Consider the following 25,871-nt stretch of genomic DNA (forward strand, 5'->3'; position numbering starts at 1 on the left):
CCGTAGACATGCTGGCTCACTCTGTTCGACTGTTACTTCACTACCTCAAGTTCGGCGATGTCCCAGTCCCTCCACGGTTCATCCCTTAATTCAGCAATGCCAAAATTTCTTTTAAGGTACGTTACCCCTCAGTGCTCTTATCGCGTTCATTTAGTCTGTCTGGAATGCGACTTGTAAAGCAGTAAGCCCGACCCTTACGGAGCAACTGACAGTATCGGGCTGAGTAGATCGGTAGTTAACATCAGCCCCAGCTTAAAGCAGCAGTCAAATCAGACCGTATTAATTAATTTTTGCTGCCATGTGTAGCAAAATGTCAGAAGAACGGGTGCTAATAGTTACGTCTGCGCCGTTTGCCCGTAGAAGCTTAACAATTACCTCACCCTCAGCATAAATAGCAGAGATCAAAGGAGCCCGACCATTTCGGTCTACACCGCTTACGCCTGTGCCGTTTTTGAATTAGAACCGTAACAACATCTAGATTTTTTGAACGCGATCGCTGGTGGATCTGCCGTAGTAGTAGGCGCAGAGAATCTTCTTAACGACGCGTTTCAGATCCGATTATATTCGCCAGGCTGACGTAGAGCATGGAGCACCTGTGCGATCCCCAGGCTGTTGCCGGGGAGGCAAGCCTACAATCTTACTCAGAAGTAGTCCTGCGTTTGCCAGACCTGAAACGGTAAGGGTGTGCAGAAAAGTGCAAGGTGAACAATCTAGTTTGGTGTATTATGCAGAAAGTTCCCTGCAAGCTGCTGAGTTAAGAGTATGGACGAAGTATTTTGGTCTATCATCTTGCCTCCCAAAGTTTAAAGAATATTTATCTTTGGGTGTTTCTCAGGTTAATTAAAAATCTTTGCTAAATAAAAAACTTTAGCAGCAGGCTATGCGCGAAGCCAGCTAGTTAGCTTAATGCTTCGCAATACTTTAAAGCTTTGCTCAAAAAGTTTTAGCAATGATTTTTTCAAGGTTTTTGGAGTGTTACTAGATTGATACTCCAAAAAACCTAGCGTCAATTTTTGCGATATCAAACTTTTGAATCTGAGTAGCTAACGGGAGAGTCTTCTCTAGCTAAAACTGCTGTGCGAAGCAGTGTCTTTATTAGCTACTCTCAAAAAATTAAGCTATTTCAGGTGCCAGTTCATGCAAGTAATATATTTTGCCGACCTATTGGGAACCTTTGCCTTTTGTATAACAGGCATAATGGGTGGTATTCACCACAGAATTGACGTGGTCGGGGCCTTTTTTTTGGCTCTGGCCGCCGCAATGGGCGGAGGAATCATTCGGGATATGGTGCTGGGAGTAAAATCAAGCACGTTTAATGACCCACATTATCTGGCCACAGTTTTTATTGGTGTTATTTTTACCTATTTATTTGCGAATAAGATAAAAGACAGATATCAGCTTTTTATTTGCCTTGATGCATTAGGACTAGCTGTTTTTACGGTAATTGGCGTTGAAAAGGCCATTTTACTAGAAGTTCATTTCTTGGGAGCTATTCTTGCTGGCACATTGACGGCAACAGGAGGAGGGATAATTAGAGATGCGTTAATCGGTGAAATCCCGTTTATATTTCATCGAGAAATATACGCGGCTTCATCTCTCCTGGGAGGAATAACTTTTTACCTCATACATCAATCTAATTTACTGCCTCTTTCTTTTAATATTTTTCTGTCTTCTGCATTGATTTTTGGAGTTCGGCTGTGGGGGTATAAAAACAATGTCCAGATGCCACGCTTTCGTCGCTGAATCCGTTAGGCTAAACTATTTGAAGATTTTTCGATAAATGAAACAACCCGTTATGTGGCTATCAACCTTATATCCTAATTAAGCAACTAGTTGGGATGATACCTTTTGCGCTAATCCTAAGAATGGGCAGTGACACCCTCGGTTTCTCTATCCCCCCACCCTGTAATTTTGTTTTACCTATGGCGATCGCCGCTCTCCATTCCGTTAGGTTTTGCAAATCCATCACGTGGGAGACTGTATGAACTACACTACAGTCACCGTTAAGGAGAAATCATGAAAGCGATTGTCTGTACAGAATATGGATCACCTGAAGTTCTTCAGCTCAAGGAGGTAGAGAAACCCACTCCTAAGGAAAATGAAGTACTGATCAAAATCTACGCAACAACAGTGACTTCGGCAGACGTACGTATTCGAAGGGCTGATCCATTCGGCGTCAGGCTTTTTTACGGTTTCAGAAAACCCAAAAAAAACACAATACTGGGATCTGAAGTCGCCGGAGAAATTGAGGCAATTGGCAAGAATGTCAGACAATTTAAGATTGGCGATCAGGTATTTGCTGGAGCAGGAATTAGCCTGGGTGCTAATGCCGAATACATCTGCTTACCCGAAGCAGGGGCAGTTGTATTAAAGCCGACCAACATGACGTATCAGGAAGCTGCCGCCGTACCTTTTGGGTCAACAACCGCATTAGTTTTCCTAAAAAATAAGGGAAATATTCAAAATGGACAAAAAGTTTTGATCTATGGGGCTTCTGGGTCTTTGGGGACTGCGGCTGTGCAACTTGCCAAAGTGTTTGGCGCAGACGTAACTGGGGTATGTAGTACAGCAAAATTGGGGCTGGTGAAATCTCTGGGAGCTGATGAGGTGATTGACTACACCAAAGAAGACTTTACCCAGAGCGGTAAGACCTACGATATTATTTTTGACACAACGGGCAAGAGTTCGTTTTCAGGCTGTTTAAAGTCACTGAAGCGAAATGGTATCTATCTCAGAGCTGTACATATAGACTTGCTTTCAATACTTCGAGGGTTATGGGTTTCAAAGACAACCCGTAAAAAAGTTGTGGGTGGGGTAGCGATCGAGAAAAAAGAAGACCTGATTTTTCTCAAAGAGTTGATTGAGGCGGGGAAGATGAAGACGGCTATAGATAGGCATTATGCGCTGGAACAGACTGCTGATGCCCATAGATATGTTGAACAAGGACACAAGCGGGGGAATGTGGTTATCACTGTGAAACACCGTAGCGAAACCTAACGATCGCATTGCGCCAAATCTTCACCATGTCCACCAGGATCGCTGGTTTTGTTGCGTTCGGTGATCGCAACCCCTATGCCAGGTATCAAGTCTGGGTTCAGATGAGGTGACCTATTGGGCTGCTCTCTTCTGCATCTGTCTCGCTAGTGATCATCTCTTCGCGTTCTCTGCCTCACCTCACCCGGCGGCAATAGGTGCGATCGCACTAACCCCCGTGCCCTACAGCAGATGGCTCTCCGCTAAACCCGTCCTATAACTGACCAGCTCAGCGGCCCAAACCGCCTCACGTTCAACGTCTACCTAAAGGATGATTTATATTCCCGCCAGAGTCGAGTTGAATGGATTTACCGTTTATGTATACGGTTCCATTTTCCATGAAACGCAACGCGAGCGGAAAGTTTGTGAACAATTGGGAGCAAGAGACTAAACATCGAGTCAGCCTATCTCTAACCCCCACGGCTTGGCGATCGCTCGATCAAGCGGCGCAACAACGAGGTATTTCGCGCTCTGAAGTGATTGAACAGTTTGCCCGCAGCTTAGAGGCGGCGGATGCCACCGGCTCGGACGGAGAAAATGCTCAAATCGTGCGGTTGCAAACCCAACTACTTGAGCTACAGCAGCAGAACCGGTTGCGAGAGGAGCGGTTGGCCAATTCCCCAGATCAAGCAGAGCGGGCGACGGAAGGCAAAGTCGCCGCTGTTTTAGAACGCATCACCGATGCGTTTGTGGCCTTTGACCGCCATTGGCACTACACCTATGTCAATCAGGCAGCGGCTCAAATTTTGCACAAAACCCCTGAAGACCTGGTTGGCAAACATGTTTGGAACGATGTTTTTCCTCATTTGGTGGGTGGAGCCGCCTACGAGGCCATGCAGCGGGCGATCGCTGAGCAAGTTCCGGTAGCCTGGGAAGAATTTGGCGAACCCGTTCAATGCTGGCTGGAGGCAAGAGCCTATCCCTCAGCAGAGGGACTCACGGTTTATTTTCGGGATGTGACCGATCGCAAGCAAGCCGAGGTAGAGCGAGAGCAATTACTCCGCGACTTGGAGACAGAACGGGCTCAGTTTGAAGCGGTGCTCCGCCAGATGCCAGCGGGGGTTTTGATTGCAGAGGCCTCATCTAACCGATTAGTGCTGGCCAACGAGCAGGCCAAACAAATTATCGGATACGACTTTGAGCAGTCCTACGAACTGGAGGACTATGAACCGATCACGCCGTTTACAGCGTTTCGCCCCGAAGGGCAACAGTATGCGCCGCATGAATATCCCCTGCCGCGATCGCTGAGAGCCGGTGAGGTCGTGATCCATGAGGAAATGGAACTACGCTACGAGGATGGCAAGCGTACCGTAATTACGGTCAGTTCAACCCCAATACTCGATAAGCAAGGGCAAATTTTGGCAGCCGCTGTGGTGCTTCAAGACATCACCGAACACCAGCAAACCGAAAGCTTACTCAGGCAGCAGGCCGAAGATCTCGAAAACCAGCAGAAGTGGTTAGAAGCCGTCCTCAACTTGATGCCAACGCCCACCACGTTTATTGACCCAGAAACCGCAAAAGTCATTTTTGCCAACCGCATTGCCAATGAGCTAGCCGGAGGCGATCTACCCAAACACAAATCCCTGGAGGAATACGCCAACGCCTATTACTGCACCGATGCCCAGGGCGATCGCATTGCCATTGACCAAATGCCCGCCGTGCTGCTTGCCCGTGGGGAGCGGTTACAGAGCGTTGAAATGAACTGGCATACCCCCGGCGGCGTTCGGGCCACCCTCTGCTGGGGAGAAATCATGCCCGCTATGTATGGGCATCCGGCGATCGGCATTGTCATGTTTCAAGATGTGACCCGCCTCAAGCAGATTGAGGCCAACCTGCGCCAGGCCGAAGAACGCTTACATCTGGCCCTCTCATCGGCCCAGATGGTCGCCTGGGATGTGAACTTAGAAACAGAGCAAGTCGTGTGTTCTCCCAACGCCGAAGAGGTTTGGGGCATGCAGGTGGGCACCGCAGACGAGTTTCGGGCCTGCATTCACCCAGACGATCGGCCTCTGCTGAGGCAAGCGACCGCAGAGGCTCTAATGGGAGACCGGGTTTTTGCCCAAGAATATCGCGTGATCGCGGCCAACGGTGAGGTGCGCTGGCTCAAGGGTCAGGGCCAGATTTACCTTAACGAATCTGGGCAAGCCGTCCGCATGGCCGGGGTTTCGCTCAATATTTCCGATCGCAAGCACATCGAAGCCAATCGCGAGGCCCTGCTCGCAGAACTCCAGCGCAAAGAACAGCAGCAGCAATTTTTGATCGAACTGAACGATGCCGCTCGCACCCTGCAAGACTCAGAAGAAATCGTCTGGCAAGTCGTTAGCGCCACTGGCAAACATTTCAATGTCACCCGCTGTGCCTACGGTGAAATTGATGCCGCCCAAGAACATGTGACCGTCGATCGCGACTACTGCGACGGCGTCGTCAGCGTGGTGGGTGCCCATCGGATGGATTTGTTTGGGGCTGAGATCATTGCCGAGCTCAAGCAGGGCAAAACCATTGTGGTTGATGATGTCGATCGCGACCCTCGCACCGCCGGAGCCAGTGCGGCAGCCTTTGCCGCCATTGAAACCAAATCGCTGCTCTGCGTGCCGCTGGTCAAGCGAGGGCGGTTTGTGGCCCTGTTGGTGCTGCACCATGCGATGCCACGCCCCTGGACGGCAGACAATGTGGCTATGATGGAGCGCATCGCTGAAAAAACCTGGCTGGCCGTCGAGCGATCGCGGGCCGAAGCAGACCTGCGCGAAAGTGAAGCGCGGCTACAGCTCGCCCTCAATATTGGCCGCATGGGCACCTGGGAATGGGACATGCAGACCGACAGCATCCGCTGGTCGGCCAGGCATTTCACTATCCTGGGTTTCCAGCCCGACGAATGCGTGCCGAGCTACGAGCGGTGGGCCAGCCGCGTCCATCCCGACGACCTGCCGAGCGCCAAGGCAAAGCTTCAGCAGGCGATTGATGAACGCACCGAGTACTATCAGGAATATCGGCTGCGCTGGCCCGATGGAACCATTCGCTGGGTCGAATCTAGAGGGCAGTTTGCCTACGATATTCAGGGCCACCCCAAGCAATCGATCGGGGCTGTCATCGATATTACCGAGCGCAAGCAGGCAGAACAAGCCCTGCATCAGGCGCTGCAAAAGCTCAACTTCCACGTTGAAAACACGCCGATGGCCGTCGTCGAGTGGGATAGCGACTTTCGAGTGATTCGGTGGTCAGCGGGCGCAGAGCGCATTTTAGGTTGGCAAGCTGAAGAAATACTGGGCAAAACCTTAACCGAGATTCCCTTTGTCTATGAAGACGATCTAGAATCCGTCACCGATGTCTGCCACCGCCTGGTCTATGGCAAAGAGCCCCACATTTTTTCCTACAACCGCAACTACACCAAAGATCGCGCCGTGGTTCACTGCGAGTGGTACAACTCCAGCCTTAAAGATGAATCGGGCCAGATGACCTCAGTCTTGTCGCTGGTGCTCGATGTCACCGATCGCAAGCTGGCTGAGCAGGAGCGAGAACAATTGCTTGGCCGAGAACGCGCCGCCCGCTCTCAGGCCGAAGCCGCCCAACAGCAATTGGCCACTATCGTTGACACCTCCCCAGTGGGGCTAGCGCTATTAGACAGTGAGCAGCGATTTATCGCCATCAATGACGCCCTAGCTGAAATCAATGGGTTGCCCCGTGCCTATCACCTGGGCAAGTCTATTCAAGAGCTGTTTGGTCAGACTGATCCCGCCATGGTCGAGGTTGTTCGTCAGGTCTATGCCACGGGTCAGCCATTTATCTCGCCTAACCTGCCCATCAATGTACCTGGGCGTGACGATCACCGTCCCGGCTACTACAACGTTTACTACATGCCAACGGTTGACTCAAATCAGCGGGTAGAAGGGCTTTTGGCCTCGGTTGTCGATGTCACAGAGCGCGTCAAGCTAGAGCGCGCCCAACAATATCTCGCTGAGTCAAGCGCTGTGCTGGCATCGTCTCTAGACTACCAAACGACCCTAGAGCAAGTTGCCCAGCTCACCGTACCGGAATTGGCCGACTGGTGTACCGTCCACATCGTGGAAGAGAATGGTGCCATTGACCAAATTGCCGTGGCCCATGCTGACCCGGCCAAGCTGGAATGGGCCGAGCAGATTCGAGACAAGTATCCCTTAGATAAGAATGCAGAGCGCGGTGCCGCCCTGACCCTGCGCACCGGACAACCCGACTTTATCCCTGAAATTCCCGATGAGCTGTTGATCCATGCCGCCAAAGACCCTGAGCATCTAGAGATTTTGCGGCAGGTTGGCTTTAGCTCAGCGATGACGGTGGCGCTGCGCAGCCAAGACCGCATTATCGGTGCCATCTCGTTTATCTCGGCTGAGTCGGGTCGACGCTACGCCGCCGCAGACTTGCAGCTCGCTGAAGAATTGGCGCAGCGGGCTTCATTGGCGATCGAAAATGCTCAGCTCTACCAGGCGGCTCAGCGCGATCGCACCAAAGCCGAAGCCGCCAACCGCATCAAAGATGAGTTCTTAGCGGTTTTGTCCCACGAATTGCGATCGCCTTTGAACCCAATTTTGGGCTGGGTGACAATCTTGCGCAGCAAGCAGCTAGATGCGGCCAGAGCTGACCAGGCCTTAGAAACCATCGAGCGCAACGCCAAACTCCAGGCCCAGCTGATCGAAGATCTGCTCGATGTCTCGCGCATTTTGCAGGGCAAGCTGACCCTGACCGTTGCCCCAGTCAATCTAGTCACCACCATTGAAGCGGCGGCTGAAACCGTGCGCCTGGCGGCTGAGGCCAAACGGATTCAGATGCAAACTACGCTAAATGCGATCGAGGGCCAGGTGTTAGGTGACACCAACCGGCTCCAGCAGGTGATTTGGAACTTGCTCTCCAACGCAGTCAAGTTCACCCCGGCGGGGGGGCACGTGTCCATCACCCTAGAGCAGGTGGACACCTACGCTCAAATTCGGGTAAGCGACACCGGCAAGGGCATTCACCCCGACTTTTTGCCCCACGTCTTTGACTACTTTCGGCAAGAAGATGGCACCACCACGCGACAGTTTGGCGGCCTTGGCCTCGGCCTGGCGATCGTGCGTCAGCTCACCGAACTGCACGGCGGGCTAGTGTCTGCCGACAGCCCCGGCCAAGACCTCGGCGCGACCTTCACCGTGCGGCTTCCCCTCACCCTAGTCAGGCAAAATCAACCGTCGCCCGTCAAACCCCTAGACAAAGCGACCGACTTAACCGGGCTACAGATCTTGGTGGTCGACGACGAGGCCGACATGCGAGAGCTGGCGTCATTCATTCTCACCCAGGCGGGGGCACAGGTGGCGACAGCCGCCTCAGCGATGCAAGCGCTCAGCCGACTCAATCAGTCGGTGCCCGACCTCTTGCTGTGCGATGTCGGCATGCCCGAGATGAATGGCTACGCGCTGATTCAGCAGATTCGCCAGCGACGCCCCGACCAGGGGGGCAACCTGCCCGCGATCGCCCTGACAGCCTATGCCGGAGAGATCAACCAGCAGCATGCCCTGGACGCTGGCTTTCAGCTGCATCTAGCCAAACCCATCGAACCAGACCGCTTGGTGCGAACGATCGCCACCCTGGTGAAGCCACCTCCGCCAGAATGCTAGTGTCGCGTCGGCACCGGTTGCGGGGGTGGGCGATAATACCCTCGGTTTCTTTGCCCCACCACCATGCTGCAATACGTGCGATCGCGCCTGCTGCCCTACCTGCGCACCCAGGTGCTCCCGTCTAAACCTGCCCAGCTCCTGATTCAAACCTGGCTGAAGTGGGATCGCGACAACGTGCCCGGCATGGCGGCGGCGCTGTCGTACTACGCGCTGTTTTCGCTGTTTCCGCTGCTGCTGGTGGTGCTCAGCATCATCGGAGCGCTGGTGGGGCCAAACACCGAGGTGTTTGAGGCCATCGAGGCGGTGATTGTGCGCTACCTGCCCCCCGAAGTGCATGACTTAATCAAAGACACCCTTGTATCGCTCAACGAAAACAGCGTGGGGGCGGGGCTGATTGGCTTTGGCATTTTGCTGTTTGCCGCCAGCACTATCTTTGCCATGCTCAAGCGATCGGTGAACAAAATCTGGGAAACCCCCAGCCGCGTCAGCGAAGCCGGATCGCCCGCCCGCATGGCCCTCTTTTTTGTGGTGAATAAACTCTCGGCCTTTGTGCTGGTGCTGGCTACGGCGCTGCTGCTGCTGGCCTCGCTGCTGTCAGACATTGTGATTAAAATCATTCTCACCCTAATCAATACCTTTCAAGAAACCTTCGACTTTCTCACCATTGACGAAGCGATTTTGAGCAAAACCCTGGAGGCGGGCTGGTCGTTTTTGGCGCTCGGGTTTGCGATCGCCGGTCTGTTCCGCCTCCTCCCCAGCATCAAGCTCTCCTGGCGCGATATCTGGCCCGGTGCCCTGCTCACCACTCTGCTGCTGGCCGGGTTGCAGTGGCTCGTTAGCAACAGCGTCATTAGTCTGGGCAGCCGCTTCGTCTCCTACGGCGTCATCGGCAGCGTCATGATTCTCATGCTGTGGATCTTTCTGGCCTGCCAAATCTTCTTTGCGGGCTGCGAATTTTCGTTTGTCTATGCCCACCTGTTTGGCACCAAACGCCGAGCGGCGCGGTTTGGCGAGTGAAGGGGTAGGGGGAATTCAAAGTTCAAAATTAGAAAGGCAAAATTTTGAACTTTGAACTTTGAACTTCCTAACCCCCCACTCCCCACCCTCTACCTCACAAAATCTCCGTAAAGAACGCCCAGGAGCACGCCCTATGCCATGGAAAGAACTACTCATCAGCCTCAGCCTGGGCATGCTGGCGGCCTGCGCCCCTCAGGCCCCAGCCACTAGCCCATCGCCTCCGCTCTCGGCTCAGGAGCGCTTTGGCGAACGCCCCGGCGTCACCGTTCTCGCCGCTGCTCCAGCCTCGGCTGTGCAGGGGCAAACCCTCTACGTGCCGGTGTATTCCGAAATTTTTGACTCCGAAACCAACCGCGCCTTTCAGCTGACGGTGACTTTAAGTTTGCGCAACAGCGATCGCAACCAGCCCATCGTGCTCACTACGCTGGATTACTACAACTCGGGGGGCGATCGCCTCGTCACCTACCTCGATGCCCCCATTCAGCTCGGCCCCCTCGCCTCCACCGAAGTGGTGGTTGACCGCTCCAACACAACCGGCGGCGTCGGGGCTAACTTCATTGTCGAATGGCAATCCGCTGCCCCCGTCAGCGCCCCCGTCGTCGAAGCGGTGATGATCAGCACCGCCTCCCAACAGGGCATGTCCTTTGTCAGCCCCGCCCGCGTAATTGAAGACTTGCCAGCGCAGTAACCTGAGCTAGCCCACCACCGACCCTAACACCAAGATCTCTAGCCATGCTAACCATACGGTGCCAACTCACTGCCGACGACTACGTTAAAGCTCAGTATTTACACATTCGACCTAGCCCCTGGGTTAAGTACCTGGCCCTTGGTTTGCTGGGGCTGAGTCTTGTCGTGTTAGTCAGTGGCACCCTTTCCCCCTTTCTACTCACTAATCTTTTAATTGCGGCTTTACCCATTTTGTTTTTCGCAATTATCTATGGGTTTATCTTGGTGGTCATTGTGCCTAGCAAAACTCGTCGGGTCTTTGCCCAGCAAAAGTCTCTCCAGGCTCAGTACGAGATTGTGATTTCTCCAGACACCATTGAAACGACTTCAGAACAGGGCACCTCCAGGATGGCGATCGCCGATTTTTACAAATACAAAGTCGGCAAAGATTTAGTGCTTTTGTATCAATCTCAGGCGCTCTTTCACATGTTTCCGCGTCGTGTTTTTGACTCCGAGACAGACTTCAAGCAGTTTCTAACCTATCTCGAAGCCAACCTAGGTCATCCCCGCAATTAAGTCAGCGCAATTTAGTCAAGGAGCGGCCCGGCATAATAGGTCTAGCTCTACTCCTACCCCATTTCCCGCCATGGCTACTATTCACCCCTCCATTGACTTTCGCTCCGACACCGTCACCTGGCCCACCCCCGCCATGGTCGAGGCCATGGCCACCGCCGAACTGGGGGATGACGTCTACGGCGAAGACCCCACCGTCAACGAGCTAGAGGCCCTGGCCGCCAGTCTGCTGGGCAAAGAGGCGGGGCTGTTTGTCACCAGCGGCACCCAAGGCAACCTGATCGCCGCCCTCACCCACGCCCAGCGCGGCGACGAAGCCATCCTCGGCGAAGACGCCCACACCTTCTGCTGGGAGGCCGGGGGCATCACCGTACTGGGCGGCATCACCCCTCGCCCGCTACCCACCGACAGCCGGGGCCGCATGGCGATCGATCAGATCAAATCGGCCATTCGCGTGGATAATCCACACCTGCCCCATAGCCGCCTGGTGCTGCTCGAAAACAGCTCCGGCGGCAACAACGGCGCGGCGATCGAGCCTGAGTATTTCGCGGCGATCGGCACCCTGGCCCAGACGCATCAGCTCAAGGTGCATCTGGATGGGGCGCGCCTATTCAACGCTGTCACCGCCCTGGGGGTTGACCCAACTGCCGTTACCACCCATGTCGATTCGGTGAGCGTGTGCCTCAGCAAGGGGCTGTGCGCCCCGGTCGGCTCTCTCCTGGTGGGCAGCGAGGCGTTTATTCACCAGGCTCGCCGCCACCGCAAGCTGCTGGGCGGCGGCATGCGCCAGGCGGGTGGGCTAGCGGCAGCGGGCATCATTGCCCTCAAGACCATGACCCAGCGGTTGCAGACCGACCACGACAACGCCCAGGCTCTGGCCCAGGGGTTAGCGACCATCCCTGGCATTGAGCTTGACCCGATGCTGGTCGAAACCAACATGGTGTTTTTTGATCTGGCCGAGGGGATGGCGATTTCTCCAGAAGACTTGATCAAAGCGCTGAAGCTCGAGTACGGGTTACACATTGGCGGCTATGGCGATCGCCGTCTGCGGGCCGTCACCCACTATTGGATTGAGCCAGCCCAGGTCGAGCGGCTGATAGCGGCCCTGCGCACCATTCTGACCCGGCATTAATTTCAACCGCAGGACAATAGGCAGCGAGGGTGTAGGGTTTAAGGAGCGTAACGCAGCCACCCGCTGACTTTGGCTCTGGAGGAATCTAGCTACGGCGATCGCGCTGCTGGTTGCGCTACACCCCAGACCTGGCTAAACTTAGCCCAGCAAACTGACCCACCCCTCTTAACCGGCCCCCTATGGAATGGCATGTGACCGATGCCCAAAGCCTGCGCGTGATTGACTCCGAAATTGGCGACCACAGCTTCTCGCCGTCGGAATACGAAATTGTGCGCCGGGTAATCTATGCCACCGCCGACTTTGCCTTCAAAGATCTCATTCATTTCTCTGACCAGGCGTTGCAGTCAGGGGCCGCAGCCCTGGCGGCCCGCACCACCATCATTGTCGATGTGCCCATGGTGCAGGTGGGCATTACGCCCTGCATTCAAAACACCTTTGCCAACCCAGTCTATTGCAGTATGGACGCCCTGACCCGCCCCCAGAAAGGCAAAAGCCAGGCTTCATGGGGGGTAGAAACCCTGGCCCAGCGCTACCCCGAAGGCATTTTTGTGATCGGAGCTTCTGAAGCGGCCCTGTCTACCCTAGTAGATCTAATCGACGCCGAAAAGGTGCGTCCAGCCCTAGTGGTAGCCACCCCCGCCGGATTCATCGAAACCGCCGTGCTCAAAGCCCGTCTGCAAGACACTATGGTGCCCCACGTCAGCATCAATGGTCGCAAAGGCAGCGCTGTGGTGGCCGCTGCGATCGTTAATGGCCTAGTGGACTTAGCCTGGCAGGCCTACGGCAAAGAGAATCCTTAGGGGTCTGTAGTAGCTTTTGGGCCTAAGGTATAGGGTTCAAGGTGCAAAGGAATAAGCTTAGACCCGACACCTTGAACCCCATACCCTACCTACTCAACTTTCCTAAACACCGCCATTTAACAGTCGCGGTTTTCGATCGCCCCATCGGGCATAGTGGTATTGCAAAATCGCACCATGCTGCGATTGACGCCGCGCAGATTAGCGCCCTTGAGGTTGGCCCCCTCCATATTGGCGGTACCGAGGATAACGCTGAGCATGACGGCACCGCTCAGATTGGCATCGGTGAGGTCAGCGTCGGTGAGGTTAGCCTGGGTCATCTCCACGTTAGACAGATCGGCCCCGGAGAGGTTGGCATCGGGCAAGTTGGCCCCGTTCATTTGAGCCCCAGCTAGGTTGGCACCGCTGAGATTAGCCCCTTCCATGTCGCTGAGCATGAGGTTGGCGTTGCTCAGGTCGGCTCCGGCCAAGTTGGCTCCAGTGAGCACCGCAATTTTGAGGTTGGCCCCGGCCAGGTCGGCATTGCTCAGCTCGGCCTCATTGAGAATGCACACCTGGCACTTTTTGGTGTCGAGCAGCTTTTGCACATCGTCGGGAATGGCGGCTTCGGCGGGGGCAAAGCTCAGGCTCCAGAACATGAGGGCAAGGGCCAGCATGGCTGTCAAGCGTTTCATAGTCAGCAACAATCCTGTAAGGCGGGTCTTGGTTATTCTCCCATTCAATGGGATACCTGAGGGGGATACCTGGGGGCAACCGGAGCGGCTAAGCGATCGCCCTTTAAAGGGCTGATTCCCCCGAGGGAACGCCTTGCGATCGCCCCAGCCAAAACAGCTCGGGCTCAGGGTTGTGGCGGCAGGGGGGCCAGTAGCGCAGCGCGTCGGCATCGAGCTGGGGGGGCGGCATCGGCAGGTCTTGGGCCAAGCAGAGATGGGCGATCGCGCGGCTAAACTCAACGCCGTGTCCTGGCATTCTCGCAATGCCGTGGGCCAGCTCGTGGGCCACCAGCCCCGGCCAGTCGGCGGGCACAATGCGGCCCGCGTCAACCATCAGCGTAATGGGGGCGGGGCGATTCTCCCCCAGAGCTTGGCTTGGCTTATCACAACAAAACCCATCGACCCCGGCCTGGGGCGCGATCGGGGCCGCAAAAACTTGCATGTCAGGGCACAAGACTGGCTCAAAACACCCCAGCAGATCGTTCAAAATGGCGTTGAGCTGCTGGTTGACCCGGTGAATGTGCTGACCAATCCAGGTGAGGGCTTCGCCAGGGGGGTCGGCTACATGGGCTAGGGCAATCCAGCGGGGTTCGACCGACAGATCGCGCAGCATGCCTAGGTATCGTATAGCGCGCACCACGGGGTCAGCGCCGCTGGCAGGGGCCTGCTGCCAATAGGTAGCCTGGTGCTGTCGATCAAAGAAAGCATCGTTGGAACCTGGCTGGAACGGAGGATCGCTCCGATTCGGTTCCCGCTCGCGTTGCGAATCGCTGACCATGGGGAATAATTGAAGACCGAAGCAGTAGGCAAAATTTTCCCACAGGATCTCGGCGATCGGTCAGCGACGAACACTTTAAAACCGCTATTTTAGTTAGGCTAAATAAGAATCCGAAGCAATAGTTTCGGCGTTGCTATCCCCCTGACAGACCGGCTCTAGACCCAAAATCTATCCGAATAGCAGCCTTCGAAGCACAAAAATTTCCTCCGTCAACGGGGCAAAGTTATATATTTAATAAAGAACCTTTGGTAAAACGCAGCACTCCTCCCCACGATTCATGGTTGCCACTCCCAGTCTCAGCACCTTTAGCCAGCGCCCCCGCAACGGGGATGCGGAATCGCTGAGAAAAATTTTTGCCGCTGTAGACGCAACCAGTTGCCCCTATACCTACAACTTTCACATGCACACCGCTTGCTCCGACGGCAAGCTCACCCCCGCTGGCCTGATGGAGCAGGTGGTCGATATTGGCCTCAGCGCCTTTGCCATCACCGATCACCACACCGTCAAGGGCTACCAACAGGCCAAAGCCTGGCTGGAAGATTGGCAGTGGCGTCACCCCACGTCTCTCCGCAGCCGTCAGCGAGGCAAGGGCGGAGCGGTGCCCCGGCTGTTTACCGGCGTAGAAATTACCGCCATCTTGGCAGACACCGAAGTGCATGTTTTGGGCTACGGCTTTACGCCCAGCCACGATGCGATCGAACCCTATTTGCGGGGCTATGCACCCCGAGGTGAAACCAAACTCGCGGCGGCGGTCATTGCGGCGATTCAGGCGGCGGGGGGCATTGCGGTGCTGGCCCACCCCGCCCGCTACCGCACCTCGGCTAAAACCCTGGTGCCCATCGCGGCGGCCCTCGGCATAGACGGGGTCGAAACCTACTACGCCTACGCCAACCCCGAACACTGGACACCCTGCCCTCGCCACACGCCCACCGTCGAGCAACTGGCCCAAGACCACAGCCTGCTGACGACCTGCGGCACCGACACCCACGGGCCTAGTCTGCTGCGGCGACTGTAGCGTTCTAGGGTCACCTACTTTCGTGGCGCAACGGCAACTGGCGGTCACAGCCTGGGGAATGCTCTCTGGGCGCTCGCCAACTACCGCCGAAACACAAACAAGTTACCTGTAGCACCACGCCCAAACCGCAGATCTTCGTCCAGATAGGACGTGATCCACAGCGCCTCTTGGCGAAGAAATTCGAGCACCGGCACAGTAATTTGGGGCAGGTGCAGCCCGGCGATGCCCAGCAAGCGGGTAGCTTGCACCGTAAAGGCCCCAAAGCTAACGCGGGCGCTCTCGCCTTCTTCGTAGGGATTCCAAACCCCCTGGGCGGTGGCGGTGAGTTCGCCAAACAAGGGTAGCGATAGCACAGCGCCATTTTCGGTGGCGATGCCAGCCCCGGTGCCCTCGGAGTCGGTCAGCCGCTGCCAGACGCGCTGAATGCTGACCGGCAAGGGAAACTGCCGCCCCAGCCGTCGCGTGACCACGGTACCCCGCGAGGCATAGACCAACGCCCATGAGCCCAGGAGCATGGGCCAGTGTTCCTGACGTAGGGGCTGGTCAATGGGGTTCAGGGTTTCCAGTTCGCAGATGATTTGGTCAATGGCGGGATGCTCTACGGGCAAGATAGCATCTTCGATTTCTAAAGCATTGATGCTCTGGAGCAGCTGAGTTTTAAGCTGATGGCGGCGAGTCTGAAGAGGAGTCATTGCAGCAGGAACATGAAGGGAGCGGGGAACCTAACCTAGGCTGAGCTTAGGATACCCGGTGAAGTCAAACAGGCTTCTCCAACGGTAGCGGCAGATTGCGAATTGAGAAATCGAGCAGCTCCATGGGGTGAAAGAGCGGCACCGCTCTTGCCTGCCCAGCCATGTGCTGCTGAATTTGCAGCGAGCAGCCAGGATTGGAAGAGGCCACCAAAGTCGCGCCAGTGTTCAACAAATTTTTTACCTTCATCTGGCCTAGCTCTGCCGCCACGTCGGGGTGCAGCATGTTGTAGACTCCGGCACTGCCGCAGCAGAGGGCCGCATCAATGGGTTCCCGCAGGATGACGCCGGGGATTTGCTTGAGCAGTTGGCGGGGCTGAAGGCTGATTTTTTGGCCGTGGAGCAGGTGGCAGGCATCTTGATAGACGATGGGCAGAGCACCTGAGGTGATGGGGTGCAGTGGCGTTGTCAGCCCCACCTGAGCGAGAAATTCCTGCACGTCGCGGACTTTGGCTACAAAGGCTTGGGCGCGATCGCGATACTCCGGGTCATCCTGCAAGATGTGGTGGTACTCCTTCAGGGTATGGCCGCAGCCCGCCGCGTTGATCACCACGTAATCGACCTCGGCCGCCTCAAAGCAGTCGATCATGCGGCGGGCCAGCGCCTGGGCCTGGGCCGCTTGCCCCTGGTGGGCGGGCAGCGCCGCACAGCACCCCTGCTCGTGGGGAATCACCACCTCGCAACCGTTGGCGCTGAGCACTCGCGCCGTCGCCGCATTCACGTCTGAGAAAAATACGCGCTGCACACAGCCCAGCACCATACCCACCCGGTAGCGCTGAGTGCCCACCGCCGGAATCAGTTCGGGCAGGTCATCTTGAAAGCTCTCCGCGGTGATTGGGGGCAGCAGCGATTCCATGGCCGCCAGGCTGGGGGACAGTTTGGCCAGCAGCCCGGTTTTCTGCACCAGCTGAGAAATCCCCAGCTTTTGGTAAAGGTACAGGGGACCGGCCATTGCCCGCAGCCGGGTGGGGTAGGGGAAGAGGCTGAAGATCAGCAATCGCACCAACCGTTCTGGCAGCGATCGCTCATGGTTGCGCTCCACCTGGGGTCGCACCGCCGCAATCAGCTGGTCATATTGCACCCCGGAAGGGCAGGCGGTGGTGCAGGCCAGGCAGCCCAGGCAGGAGTCAAAATGCTTCGCCGAGGTGGCCGACAGAGGCGCTTCGCCCGTGTTGATGGCGTCCATTAAATAAATGCGGCCTCGGGGGGAGTCCATTTCGGTGCCGAGCACGCGGTAGCTGGGGCAGGTGGTGAGGCAAAACCCGCAGTGCACACAGGCATCAATCAGCTTGGGGTCAGGGGGGTGTTGGGCATCAAACCCGTCAGCAACACTGGCAGCGGTGGGCCAAGCGGCGGGCGCTGAAGACTCTGAGGTCGGCATGGAAACGTGGGTAAGGGGTGCTTTCAGCCTAGCGCGATTGCCCACCGAATAACCCTAGGGCAGCGAAGATCCCGCAATGATGAGCGTAGGGATAGGCTTAGGATATCGGGTGAGAGATCTCTCAGATTTCTTCTAGGGAAATTGCCTTAAAAAGCCCTTTCAAAAAGGGGCAGACCTTTGGAGATCCACCAGATTTCTGCTACAGGAATTGCCTTGAAAAGCCCCCTAGAGCGGGGGCAAGCATGGTAACTAGAAGCCTAGGCTTAATCCACCCCGCGCAGTTTGCGGGTGTTATCGTAGAGACTCTGGGCAAGGCCGTCCAACCGTTGAGAAAGTTTTTCATCAACGATCTTGCCCTGATCGTCAAAGGCTTGCCAAGCCTGGCCGATCGCCACCTGTTCGGGCACTACCCAGGTGTGCACCCAGCGCAGAATGGTACGCAGGTCGTTGAGGGCGTTGTTGTTGGACTGACCGCCGAGAATGCTGACTGCCCCAGCTACTTTGCCGTCGAGCTGGTCAAAACTCATCAGGTCTAGGGCGTTCTTGAGCACGCCGCTGACGCTGCCGTGGTACTCGGGGGTAACCAGCACAAAGCCGTCAGCTTCGAGAAACGCCTGGCGCAGACGCTCTACGTCAGGGTGGTCAGGATAATCTTTGCCGCCGTGACAGAGGGGCAGGTTCATCTCGCGTAGGTCGAGTTGCTCAACGTCAGCTCCGAGGGCGCCAAGGCGATCGCACACCAGCCCCAGCGCCAGCTGACTATAGGAGTTGGGCCGCAAACTCCCGGCGATACCGACAAACTTCACCACTGCATACCTCCTGCTCGCTTAAGCATAATCGTAATGACTTCAGGTTAATAAGGATTGTCACGATTTGTCAACTAGTCCACGCTCTCTCGATCAGCTTTGCTAAAGCTCTTCTCAATAAAACGTCCTCCAACAAAACGGCCATGCCCCACGGTTAATCGGCTATAGTGACGGCAAATTACCCCGCCGGTTGCCTTGGGTAAACCCTCACCAAACTCCCTCGAATGCGTTCGAGCCGTTGGCCCGCCGCTGGCGACCCCGGCTGCCGTTCCCTTGAGCCCGCTCACCATTGGGGGCGAAATGATTCCATTGGGTAAGCGGGTGCGGCTCGACCTGCCAGTGGCTCGCCTGACTACCGGCACCATGATGTCGCTGCCGGTGACGGTGATCAGCGGCAAAAAGCCGGGGCCACGCCTCTGGCTCAGTGCCGCCATTCACGGCGACGAGCTCAACGGAGTCGACGTCATTCGCCGGATTGCTAAGTCGCTTAGGCCCAATCGCCTGGCTGGATCAGTGATTGCGGTGCCGGTGGTGAACATTTTTGGCCTGCTAGAACAATCCCGCTACCTGCCCGATCGCCGCGATCTCAACCGCGCCTTCCCCGGCTCGGCGCGGGGCTCAATGGCCAGTCGCCTAGCGAATTTGTTTATGAAAGAGGTGGTCAGCCAGTGTACCCACGGCATTGACCTGCATACGGCTGCGATTCACCGAGTTAACCTGCCCCAGGTGCGGGCCGACCTCAACAATCCGGCCACCTATGACTTCGCCAGAGCCTTTGGAGCACCGGTGATCATCCACTCCTCCCACCGCGATGGCTCGCTGCGCCAGGCGGCGGCAAAGCGGAAAATCCCGACCCTGCTCTACGAAGGGGGCGAAGCGCTGCGGTTTGACGAAGCCGCCATTCAAACCGGGGTAGACGGCATTTACCGGGTGATGGCCTACCTGGGCATGTATACGCCACCGGCCATGGACCAGCCATCAACGTTAGAAGTGCGCGAGACTCGCTGGGTCCGGGCCTCTCGCGGCGGCATCTGGCACCGATCGGTTTCCCTGGGCGATGAAGTCAAGCAGCGCCAGCCCCTGGGCTTTATCAGCGATACCTTTGGCGACAAGCCAATGCAGGTGCGCAGCCCCATGGCCGGTATTGTGATTGGCCACGGCCAAAACCCGTTGGTCAATCAGGGCGATGCTCTGGTTCACGTCGCCAGCGTCAAGGCAGCGATCGAGCAAGAACAGTAGGATGAGCACAGCGACGCCCGCCCATCCCGCTAGACCATGCAGCGATTTACCCAGCTTTTTTCGGATATAGATGCGACCACCTCGACCAATGAGAAGGTGCGATCGCTGCAAGCCTACTTTCAAGAAGCCGAACCCGCCGACAAAGTCTGGGCGCTCTATCTGCTGCTGGGCAAAACCCGCCGCCGCATGGTGACCTCGCGGACGCTGCGGGACGTATTCTTGCAGATTTCCGACATTCCCGAATGGTTGTTTAAGGACTGCTACGCCCAGGTGGGCGACTCAGCGGAGGTGATTGCGCTGCTGCTGCGGGATGTGGATCTGCCCAGCCAGTCCTTGGCGGCTGGGGTTTCTAAAGGAGAGGGCAGCCAAACTAGCGACGTTTCCGCTAGGGGCGCACAGCCCTCTCAGGCAGATCGCCCCCCCTCTATTTCGCTGCACCAGTGGATGGAGGACGTTATTCCCATGTATAAAGCCATGGAGACCGACGATGAACGGCGCGATTTGATTGTCTCCTGGTGGGCGGCACTGGACAATACCGGGATCTTTGTACTCAACAAGATTCTCACTGGAGCCTTTCGGGTCGGTGCATCGGCAAAGCTGGTGATCAAGGGCCTCGCTGCTGCCACGGGTGTTTCTGAAGCCGTGCTGGCTCACCGGCTGATGGGCGATTTTAGCCCCACGGTCGAGTTCTACACCAGCCTGACTAGTGAAGCGGCCACGCAAAATGCTCCCAGCCAGCCCTACCCGTTCTTTTTGGCCACCTCTCTGGACGAAGAAAAATTTCAGGGCGAAGACTGCTCCCGCTGGCGGGCGGAGTGGAAGTGGGACGGCATTCGCGCCCAGGTGATTAAGCGGGCCGACCAGGTATTTGTCTGGTCGCGGGGCGAGGACCTGGTTACAGACCAGTTTCCGGAAGTGGAGGCGATGATGGCCACCTTCCCCAACGGCATTGTGATGGATGGGGAAATTCTCTGTTGGCAAGACGGCATGCCGCTGTCGTTTAACCACCTGCAAAAGCGCCTAGGCCGCAAGAAAGTCAGCAAAAAGGTAATGGAAGATAGCCCTGTCCACTTCATCGCCTACGACCTGCTGGAGTACGGCGGCATTGATATTCGAGAGAAAAGCTGGAGCGATCGCACCCAGTCTCTCTCTACCCTGCTGGCTGTGCACACTGCCCCCAACCTGCATCAGTCTGTGCCCCTTGAGTTTCAGTCCTTTGCCGAACTGGCAACCCTGCGCCAAAATTCCCGCCAGCAGGGGGCCGAGGGGCTGGTGGTGAAGGCGATCGACAGCCCCTACCTGGTGGGCCGCAAGCGCGGCTACTGGTGGAAGTACAAGGTCGACCCGATGAGCCTGGATGCGGTGCTGATCTACGCCCAGGCGGGCAGCGGCAAGCGGGCCAACCTCTTCACCGACTATACCTTTGCCCTCTGGCAGGGCGATACGCTGGTACCCTTCGCCAAAGCCTACAGCGGGCTGGACAATGCCGAGATTGACGCGCTGGATAAGTGGATTCGCCGCCACACGACGGAGCGGTTTGGGCCAGTGCGATCGGTCGAGCCGATTCACGTCTTCGAGATTGGCTTTGAAGGCATCGCCGCATCGACCCGCCACAAGTCGGGCATTTCGGTGCGCTTTCCCCGCATTCTGCGCTGGCGTAAGGACAAACCTGCGATCGAAGCCGATACGTTAGAGACTGCTAAAGATATGCTGACAGCTTTTCGCTGATAAGCATTGGTCTAGACATCTGTTTATCTATAGTGCTCAGGTTCTGCTCAGATCTTTGAAATATCAAAATGGCGTGGTGAGTTAGTGTCAACTCACCACACCGACGATCTTCAAATAGAATTTACAGACTAGATACGCCCACGGTCTCTAAACACCCAAGCTTCGCCTCCTCCAAATGTCAATTCTCCCAGTCCAATTCCGTCTATGGACTCTCCACGAGAGAGTCTTGCTGTAGAGCCTACTATTTCATGAAAGCCAGGACTGGTGCTTGTCGCCGCTAGAGAACCACAGAAGGTCAAATCATTGGCAAAACCCGATCCAAGATTATGGAAATTGCGCTCATTGCCAATTTCGACAAACTGTATAACTGATCGCCTAGAGTTTCCAGCATTAATATTCCCAAGCCCGAAAACATCAAGGCGCTCATGATCCCAAGCAACGGCTGCTAGGGTGTCATTATCGCTAAGTCGAAAGAATCTTGCTGACTCAGGCCCACGTCCAAGATTGGAAGCTTGCCAGCGATTTCGCCATGAAAACCTAAGGAGATTATTTGATCGGTCAAGCCCGAAAATATCAATTTCATTATGCTTTCGGGAAGCCGCTGTTATTGTTGATGGGATGATTCTAGTACTCGAGCCCCACGGATTTCCTAGATTAAACCAGCGCCACCCACCATTATGGGATATTTGTAAGAGGTTACCACTCCCATCAACACCGAAGATATGGAAGACGTCCTCACTCCAAGCACAACCACATAAATGGCCTGTTGGAAGCGCATTTCCAGGAAACTGACGGATAAGCCTTTCCCACCGCCATCCTACATTGTTGATGTGCCACTGACGGATAATATTTCCTGTATTGTTTTCAACAAAAAAGTTGTTTATCAAATACTTGCCAGCACCTCTGTTATGAGTGATCGAGGCTGGTCTGTGCCAACTTGGAATATCGGTGTCGAACGGCGGTGAATGGGTTAAAACGTCGACTCGCCCAGTCACTTTATCTCCAGATCTCTTATACTCAAGGATGTTACCTGTCAGCCCAACGCTAAATGTGTGAATAGAGTTGGGTGATGGAGCTACTGCAGCCATTTGGTTTACAACGACTTCTGACAACTCCCAAGAGAAAGTGAGCCTGTATGTCCCCTTAATTTTTTTCCTTTCGGAGATCTCAATGACAAATCTTTGCTCTGCAGGCGTAGGATTAGCGTCAAATGACGCGATCGCAATTGCCGTATCAGTTACAGGAAAGTAATCATTTCCCATATCTGCTAGTGCGCTCGCGAAGAGAGGCTCTATAACACTTGCAACCTTACCAATTGCTGAAGCTATCTTAAATGCAGGCCCTAGAGCACCAAACACAGAACTAAGAGCAGAATGAATCTTTGCAGACTGCTCACCATAAGTACGAATTACAGGCTCAAATTCTTTAATGTCATCATGGAGGTAGTCCTCTTCTATCAAGAAGAGATTAACACTTACACTCACTGGAAAAACAGCATCAGATCTAATAAACTTTGAGAAAAGAACTCGATTTTGCCGAAAGCTCCGTCCATCCTCATAGTTGCTTCCAAGATCTATCTTGGGAATATTAGTAATGGTCGGATTGCTTTCTCCATGTTGATCTGCAGCAATAGCTCGAAGGCGAATCGCATCGTTTGCAACCCATTCATTTTCAAGAGGCCAAACACCTTCGTGATCAGTTTCATCAACACATGTTACATCAAGTAGTCTAAGGGACAGTAGCTTGGTAGGAGCCCCAGGTTGCGTCACAGCGAAGCCAGTTGTCATCGTTCTTTTCTCCAATATACGTTGATACGCTTGCGAAATCTAAAAGCAGAACAATCTGAGTAAAATCTCTCTGAAAAAAACAAGCAAACTTCAGAGCTTTAGATAGTTACTGTCTCCTCTTAATCTTTCTTAGCCATGACCTATATTGCAGGAAACATCTTTTCAAGAAGGGTTCGGTATTAGAGTGCCAGAGTTTATTTCCAAAGACAATGCGACGATCGCCGTACCCGATTGTTAAGCTACCTCTCCTTCTGGGGAAAGTATAAAAGTCTACCAACTTTGGGTAGAAGCACTTAAGTGAATTTCTAAAATCGCTGTATCTCCTATGGGTAAACAAACGGTTGGTTGACGTGATGGTGCTAAGAATGCCAAAATCTGTTTGCAGAGACAATACGACGATCGCCGTACTCGAATGTTAAGCAGTCCTACTTTTTGAAAAAAGTGTGGAAACCCTAACAAGTGCAGACTGGCAACGCCTTAATGAGTTCTTGAAATCGCTCTACACCCTTTGCAGTCTGGAGGCTTTTCCAGCGCATCTTATGGCAGCCTTGTTAGAGATTGTTCGTGCAGATACCGCTGGAGTCACCAGTTTCAGCCTGCGTGAAAAAAACTTGCCACGCATTGTCACCTTTCCCGATCCGTCGGTGGGTGTGGCGGCGACAGCGTTTACTGCGCAGCCTGAAAACTTTTTCTCCCATCCGGTCGCCACTAACTATATTCAGACTTTGGATGGCTCAGCTTTAGCGATCTCAGATTTTTTGAGCGCGGCAGAACTGTATGTTCAAGCGCCTCTATATTCAGAGTTTCTTCGGCCCGTTGGGATAGAAGACCAGATGGGCATTTACTTTGAACTTCCATCTGGGCTAAAAACCTGCCAAAAGCTCGACTTGTTTCACCACAGGCAGGAGCATATTAGCCTTATACTCAGCCGCGATCGCCGCAATTTCACCGAGCGCGAGCGCCTCATTCTCAACCTCATTCGCCCCCACATTAAGCAGGCTTACGACACCTTGGTTGCCTTTCACCAATTGCATGACCACCTGACCCAGCAGCAATCTGCTACCGACCAAACGGCCCTTATTGCCCTATCTGCCTGCGGCACTGTGCAGTGGATCACTCAAAAAGCGGGGGAAATTTTACACCGCTACTTTCCGCCATCCAAAGCTGCGATCGCTCTGCCCGATTTGTTGCAGCAGTGGGTCGGTCGTCAGTTAGCTATGGTTGCTCAACTAGAGGAGGTTTGTAAATTAGCGCGCCCCTTGAGACTTCAGCTAGAGGGACGACGGTTGGCCATTCGTTTTAGCTTTTGCCCTAGGGCTGGGCAGCTTTATCTACTGCTCGAAGAGACTGAGCAAGAACAGTTCTCGATTGAGGCTCTACAACTTTTGGGCTTAACCAAGCGAGAGTCAGAGGTCTTGTTTTGGGTCGCAAAAGATAAAAGTATGGTGGAGGTAGCCAAGCTGTTGGGGATGAGCGATCGCACTGCCAAAAAGCACCTAGAACACATCTACGAAAAGTTGGACGTTTCAACCCGCCTCTCTGCTGTTATGTATGCCTTAGAGCATCTGGGTATTTTTGTCTGAGCAAAAATATTTCCTTTTAGAGGTTTATGGAAATCCTTACAAATGCAGATTGGCATTGTCTGAACAAATTCTTTAAATCGCTCTACATTCCTTGCGATCTGGAGACTTTTCCAAAGCGGATCATGGAAGAATTGCCAGAAATTGTCGGTACGGAAGGGACTGGGTTTGTTAGTTTTAGTACTCGCGATGTAACTTTAAATATTAGTCCTCACAATATAATCTTGCCTCAAATTATTACTTTTCCAGATCCTTCAATTGGCGTGGCAGCAACAGCATTTACTACACAGCCTGGAAATTCTTCCTCACATCCTGTAGCAACTAACTACCTTCAGACTCTAGATGGTCAGGCTAAAGCGATTTCTGATTTTTCAATTAAGTCAGAGTTTTATCGTCAAGAATCTTTGTATAAAAGCTTTCTTGAGAACTTTGGAATACAAGATCAAATGGGAATTTATATTGCTCTTTCCCATGAGCTTAAGACCTTGCCCACAGTTGATTTATTCTATCGTCAGCAAGAGCATTTAGGTCTAGTAATCAGTCGTGACCGCCGCAACTTCACTGAGCGCGATCGTCTAGTCCTAAATCTGATACGCCCTCACCTCAAACAAGCTTACGAAACTCTCGTTGCCTTTGGCCAAGTACATCACCAGCTTTCTGAGCAACAATCTGCTATGGACCAAGCCGCACTCATTGCCCTATCTGCCAGTGGTGCCGTGCAATGGATGACCCGACAGGCTGGGATGATCTTGCACCGCTACTTTCCGCCATCTAAAGCCCACATCGCAATGCCTGACCTACTGCAACAGTGGGTCAGTCGTCAGCTTTCCATGTTCGCTCAGTCAAAGGAAGTTTGTCGGTTGGCACGCCCCCTGAGATTTCAGCTAGAGGGGCGGCGGTTGGTTGTTCGCTTTAGCTACTGCCCAAAGGCCGAGCAGCTTTATCTGCTGCTTGAAGAAACTGAAACAGAGCAATTGTCGGTAGAGTCGTTGCAATTTTTGGGTTTGACTAAGCGAGAGTCAGAAGTCTTGTTTTGGACAACCAAAGATAAAAGCCCGTTGGAGGTCGCCAAACTGCTGGGCATGAGCGATCGCACTGTCAAAAAGCACTTTGAGCACATCTACGAGAAATTTGGCGTTCAAACCCGCCTCTCCGCAGTCATGTATGCCCTAGAGCATCTGGGCATTTTTAGCTAAACCAGGTTCATTGGGGACAACGCTCCGGTTCGGGTTGAGTCTACAGTTGAACTCCCATTA

19 protein-coding genes and 1 pseudogene are annotated in these 25,871 nt (G+C 54.5%); 13 read left to right on the forward strand and 7 right to left on the reverse strand.

What is annotated here, in order from left to right:
* Nucleotides 1-279 precede the first annotated feature (279 nt).
* A pseudogene (locus H6G07_RS27255) lies at nucleotides 280-408 on the reverse strand (hypothetical protein); the annotation flags it as partial.
* A gap of 729 nt (nucleotides 409-1,137) precedes the next feature.
* Here H6G07_RS27255 and H6G07_RS16345 point away from each other — a divergent pair.
* The 8 genes from H6G07_RS16345 to H6G07_RS16380 all read left to right on the forward strand — a co-directional run bounded on the left by H6G07_RS16345 (nucleotide 1,138) and on the right by H6G07_RS16380 (nucleotide 12,842).
* The gene (locus H6G07_RS16345; RefSeq protein ID WP_073609506.1) at nucleotides 1,138-1,743 is read left to right on the forward strand and encodes a trimeric intracellular cation channel family protein; all 606 of its coding nucleotides are present in this window, start codon (nucleotides 1,138-1,140) and stop codon (nucleotides 1,741-1,743) included.
* Nucleotides 1,744-2,016: 273 nt separating this feature from the next.
* Entirely contained in the window at nucleotides 2,017-2,997 is a 981-nt protein-coding gene (locus H6G07_RS16350; protein ID WP_073609505.1) for an NAD(P)-dependent alcohol dehydrogenase, read from the forward strand.
* Between the two features lie 374 nt (nucleotides 2,998-3,371).
* A complete protein-coding gene (locus tag H6G07_RS16355; RefSeq protein WP_073609504.1) occupies nucleotides 3,372-8,654 on the forward strand; it encodes a PAS domain S-box protein in 5,283 nt (1,760 codons plus the stop codon).
* Between the two features lie 63 nt (nucleotides 8,655-8,717).
* Entirely contained in the window at nucleotides 8,718-9,671 is a 954-nt protein-coding gene (locus H6G07_RS16360) for a YihY/virulence factor BrkB family protein (protein ID WP_171973047.1), read from the forward strand.
* Nucleotides 9,672-9,804: 133 nt separating this feature from the next.
* Nucleotides 9,805-10,359, forward strand: coding sequence for a DUF3124 domain-containing protein (locus H6G07_RS16365; protein ID WP_073609503.1), 555 nt, complete (start codon nucleotides 9,805-9,807; stop codon nucleotides 10,357-10,359).
* 44 nt (nucleotides 10,360-10,403) lie between these two features.
* The gene (locus H6G07_RS16370) at nucleotides 10,404-10,913 is read left to right on the forward strand and encodes a YcxB family protein (RefSeq protein ID WP_073609502.1); all 510 of its coding nucleotides are present in this window, start codon (nucleotides 10,404-10,406) and stop codon (nucleotides 10,911-10,913) included.
* Between the two features lie 70 nt (nucleotides 10,914-10,983).
* The gene (gene ltaE / locus H6G07_RS16375; protein ID WP_073609501.1) at nucleotides 10,984-12,042 is read left to right on the forward strand and encodes a low-specificity L-threonine aldolase; all 1,059 of its coding nucleotides are present in this window, start codon (nucleotides 10,984-10,986) and stop codon (nucleotides 12,040-12,042) included.
* Nucleotides 12,043-12,221: 179 nt separating this feature from the next.
* Nucleotides 12,222-12,842 (forward strand): precorrin-8X methylmutase, encoded by a 621-nt coding sequence (locus H6G07_RS16380; RefSeq protein ID WP_073609500.1) that lies wholly within the window; start codon nucleotides 12,222-12,224, stop codon nucleotides 12,840-12,842.
* Nucleotides 12,843-12,958: 116 nt separating this feature from the next.
* On the opposite strand, the gene H6G07_RS16385 is transcribed toward H6G07_RS16380, so the two are convergent.
* Together H6G07_RS16385 and H6G07_RS16390 are read right to left on the reverse strand one after the other, a co-directional pair.
* Complete coding sequence (locus H6G07_RS16385; protein WP_073609499.1) at nucleotides 12,959-13,513, reverse strand: pentapeptide repeat-containing protein; 555 nt, start codon at nucleotides 13,511-13,513, stop codon at nucleotides 12,959-12,961.
* A 103-nt stretch (nucleotides 13,514-13,616) separates the two neighbouring features.
* The gene (locus tag H6G07_RS16390) at nucleotides 13,617-14,330 is read right to left on the reverse strand and encodes a hypothetical protein (protein WP_084173312.1); all 714 of its coding nucleotides are present in this window, start codon (nucleotides 14,328-14,330) and stop codon (nucleotides 13,617-13,619) included.
* Between the two features lie 277 nt (nucleotides 14,331-14,607).
* On the opposite strand from H6G07_RS16390, the gene H6G07_RS16395 reads away from it, so the two are divergent.
* Complete coding sequence (locus H6G07_RS16395; protein ID WP_073609498.1) at nucleotides 14,608-15,345, forward strand: PHP domain-containing protein; 738 nt, start codon at nucleotides 14,608-14,610, stop codon at nucleotides 15,343-15,345.
* A gap of 80 nt (nucleotides 15,346-15,425) precedes the next feature.
* Here the strand turns inward: H6G07_RS16395 and H6G07_RS16400 are convergent, their stop codons facing one another.
* The 3 genes from H6G07_RS16400 to H6G07_RS16410 all read right to left on the reverse strand — a co-directional run bounded on the left by H6G07_RS16400 (nucleotide 15,426) and on the right by H6G07_RS16410 (nucleotide 18,284).
* Nucleotides 15,426-16,037 (reverse strand): PAP/fibrillin family protein, encoded by a 612-nt coding sequence (locus H6G07_RS16400; RefSeq protein ID WP_073609497.1) that lies wholly within the window; start codon nucleotides 16,035-16,037, stop codon nucleotides 15,426-15,428.
* Between the two features lie 64 nt (nucleotides 16,038-16,101).
* Entirely contained in the window at nucleotides 16,102-17,475 is a 1,374-nt protein-coding gene (locus H6G07_RS16405) for a (Fe-S)-binding protein (RefSeq protein ID WP_073609496.1), read from the reverse strand.
* Nucleotides 17,476-17,738: 263 nt separating this feature from the next.
* On the reverse strand, nucleotides 17,739-18,284 hold the full coding sequence (locus H6G07_RS16410) for an NADPH-dependent FMN reductase (protein WP_073609495.1): 546 nt from the start codon (nucleotides 18,282-18,284) through the stop codon (nucleotides 17,739-17,741).
* 192 nt (nucleotides 18,285-18,476) lie between these two features.
* Here H6G07_RS16410 and H6G07_RS16415 point away from each other — a divergent pair, with 192 nt between their 5' ends.
* Together H6G07_RS16415 and H6G07_RS16420 are read left to right on the forward strand one after the other, a co-directional pair.
* Nucleotides 18,477-19,520: a succinylglutamate desuccinylase/aspartoacylase family protein gene (locus tag H6G07_RS16415; protein WP_338420708.1), complete on the forward strand. Its 1,044-nt coding sequence runs from the start codon at nucleotides 18,477-18,479 to the stop codon at nucleotides 19,518-19,520.
* 36 nt (nucleotides 19,521-19,556) lie between these two features.
* Nucleotides 19,557-21,248 carry an ATP-dependent DNA ligase gene (locus H6G07_RS16420; RefSeq protein ID WP_073609494.1) on the forward strand — a complete coding sequence of 564 codons (1,692 nt, stop codon included), beginning with the start codon at nucleotides 19,557-19,559 and terminating at the stop codon, nucleotides 21,246-21,248.
* 128 nt (nucleotides 21,249-21,376) lie between these two features.
* On the opposite strand, the gene H6G07_RS16425 is transcribed toward H6G07_RS16420, so the two are convergent.
* Nucleotides 21,377-23,035 (reverse strand): PLL family lectin, encoded by a 1,659-nt coding sequence (locus H6G07_RS16425; protein WP_139297095.1) that lies wholly within the window; start codon nucleotides 23,033-23,035, stop codon nucleotides 21,377-21,379.
* A 539-nt stretch (nucleotides 23,036-23,574) separates the two neighbouring features.
* On the opposite strand from H6G07_RS16425, the gene H6G07_RS16430 reads away from it, so the two are divergent.
* Together H6G07_RS16430 and H6G07_RS16435 are read left to right on the forward strand one after the other, a co-directional pair.
* Entirely contained in the window at nucleotides 23,575-24,618 is a 1,044-nt protein-coding gene (locus H6G07_RS16430; protein ID WP_084173310.1) for a helix-turn-helix transcriptional regulator, read from the forward strand.
* Nucleotides 24,619-24,644: 26 nt separating this feature from the next.
* Nucleotides 24,645-25,811 (forward strand): helix-turn-helix transcriptional regulator, encoded by a 1,167-nt coding sequence (locus tag H6G07_RS16435; RefSeq protein ID WP_084173308.1) that lies wholly within the window; start codon nucleotides 24,645-24,647, stop codon nucleotides 25,809-25,811.
* Nucleotides 25,812-25,871: the final 60 nt, after the last annotated feature.

Source organism: Phormidium tenue FACHB-1052, assembly GCF_014696675.1.
Taxonomy (GTDB): Bacteria; Cyanobacteriota; Cyanobacteriia; order Phormidesmidales; family Phormidesmidaceae; genus Nodosilinea; species Nodosilinea tenuis_A.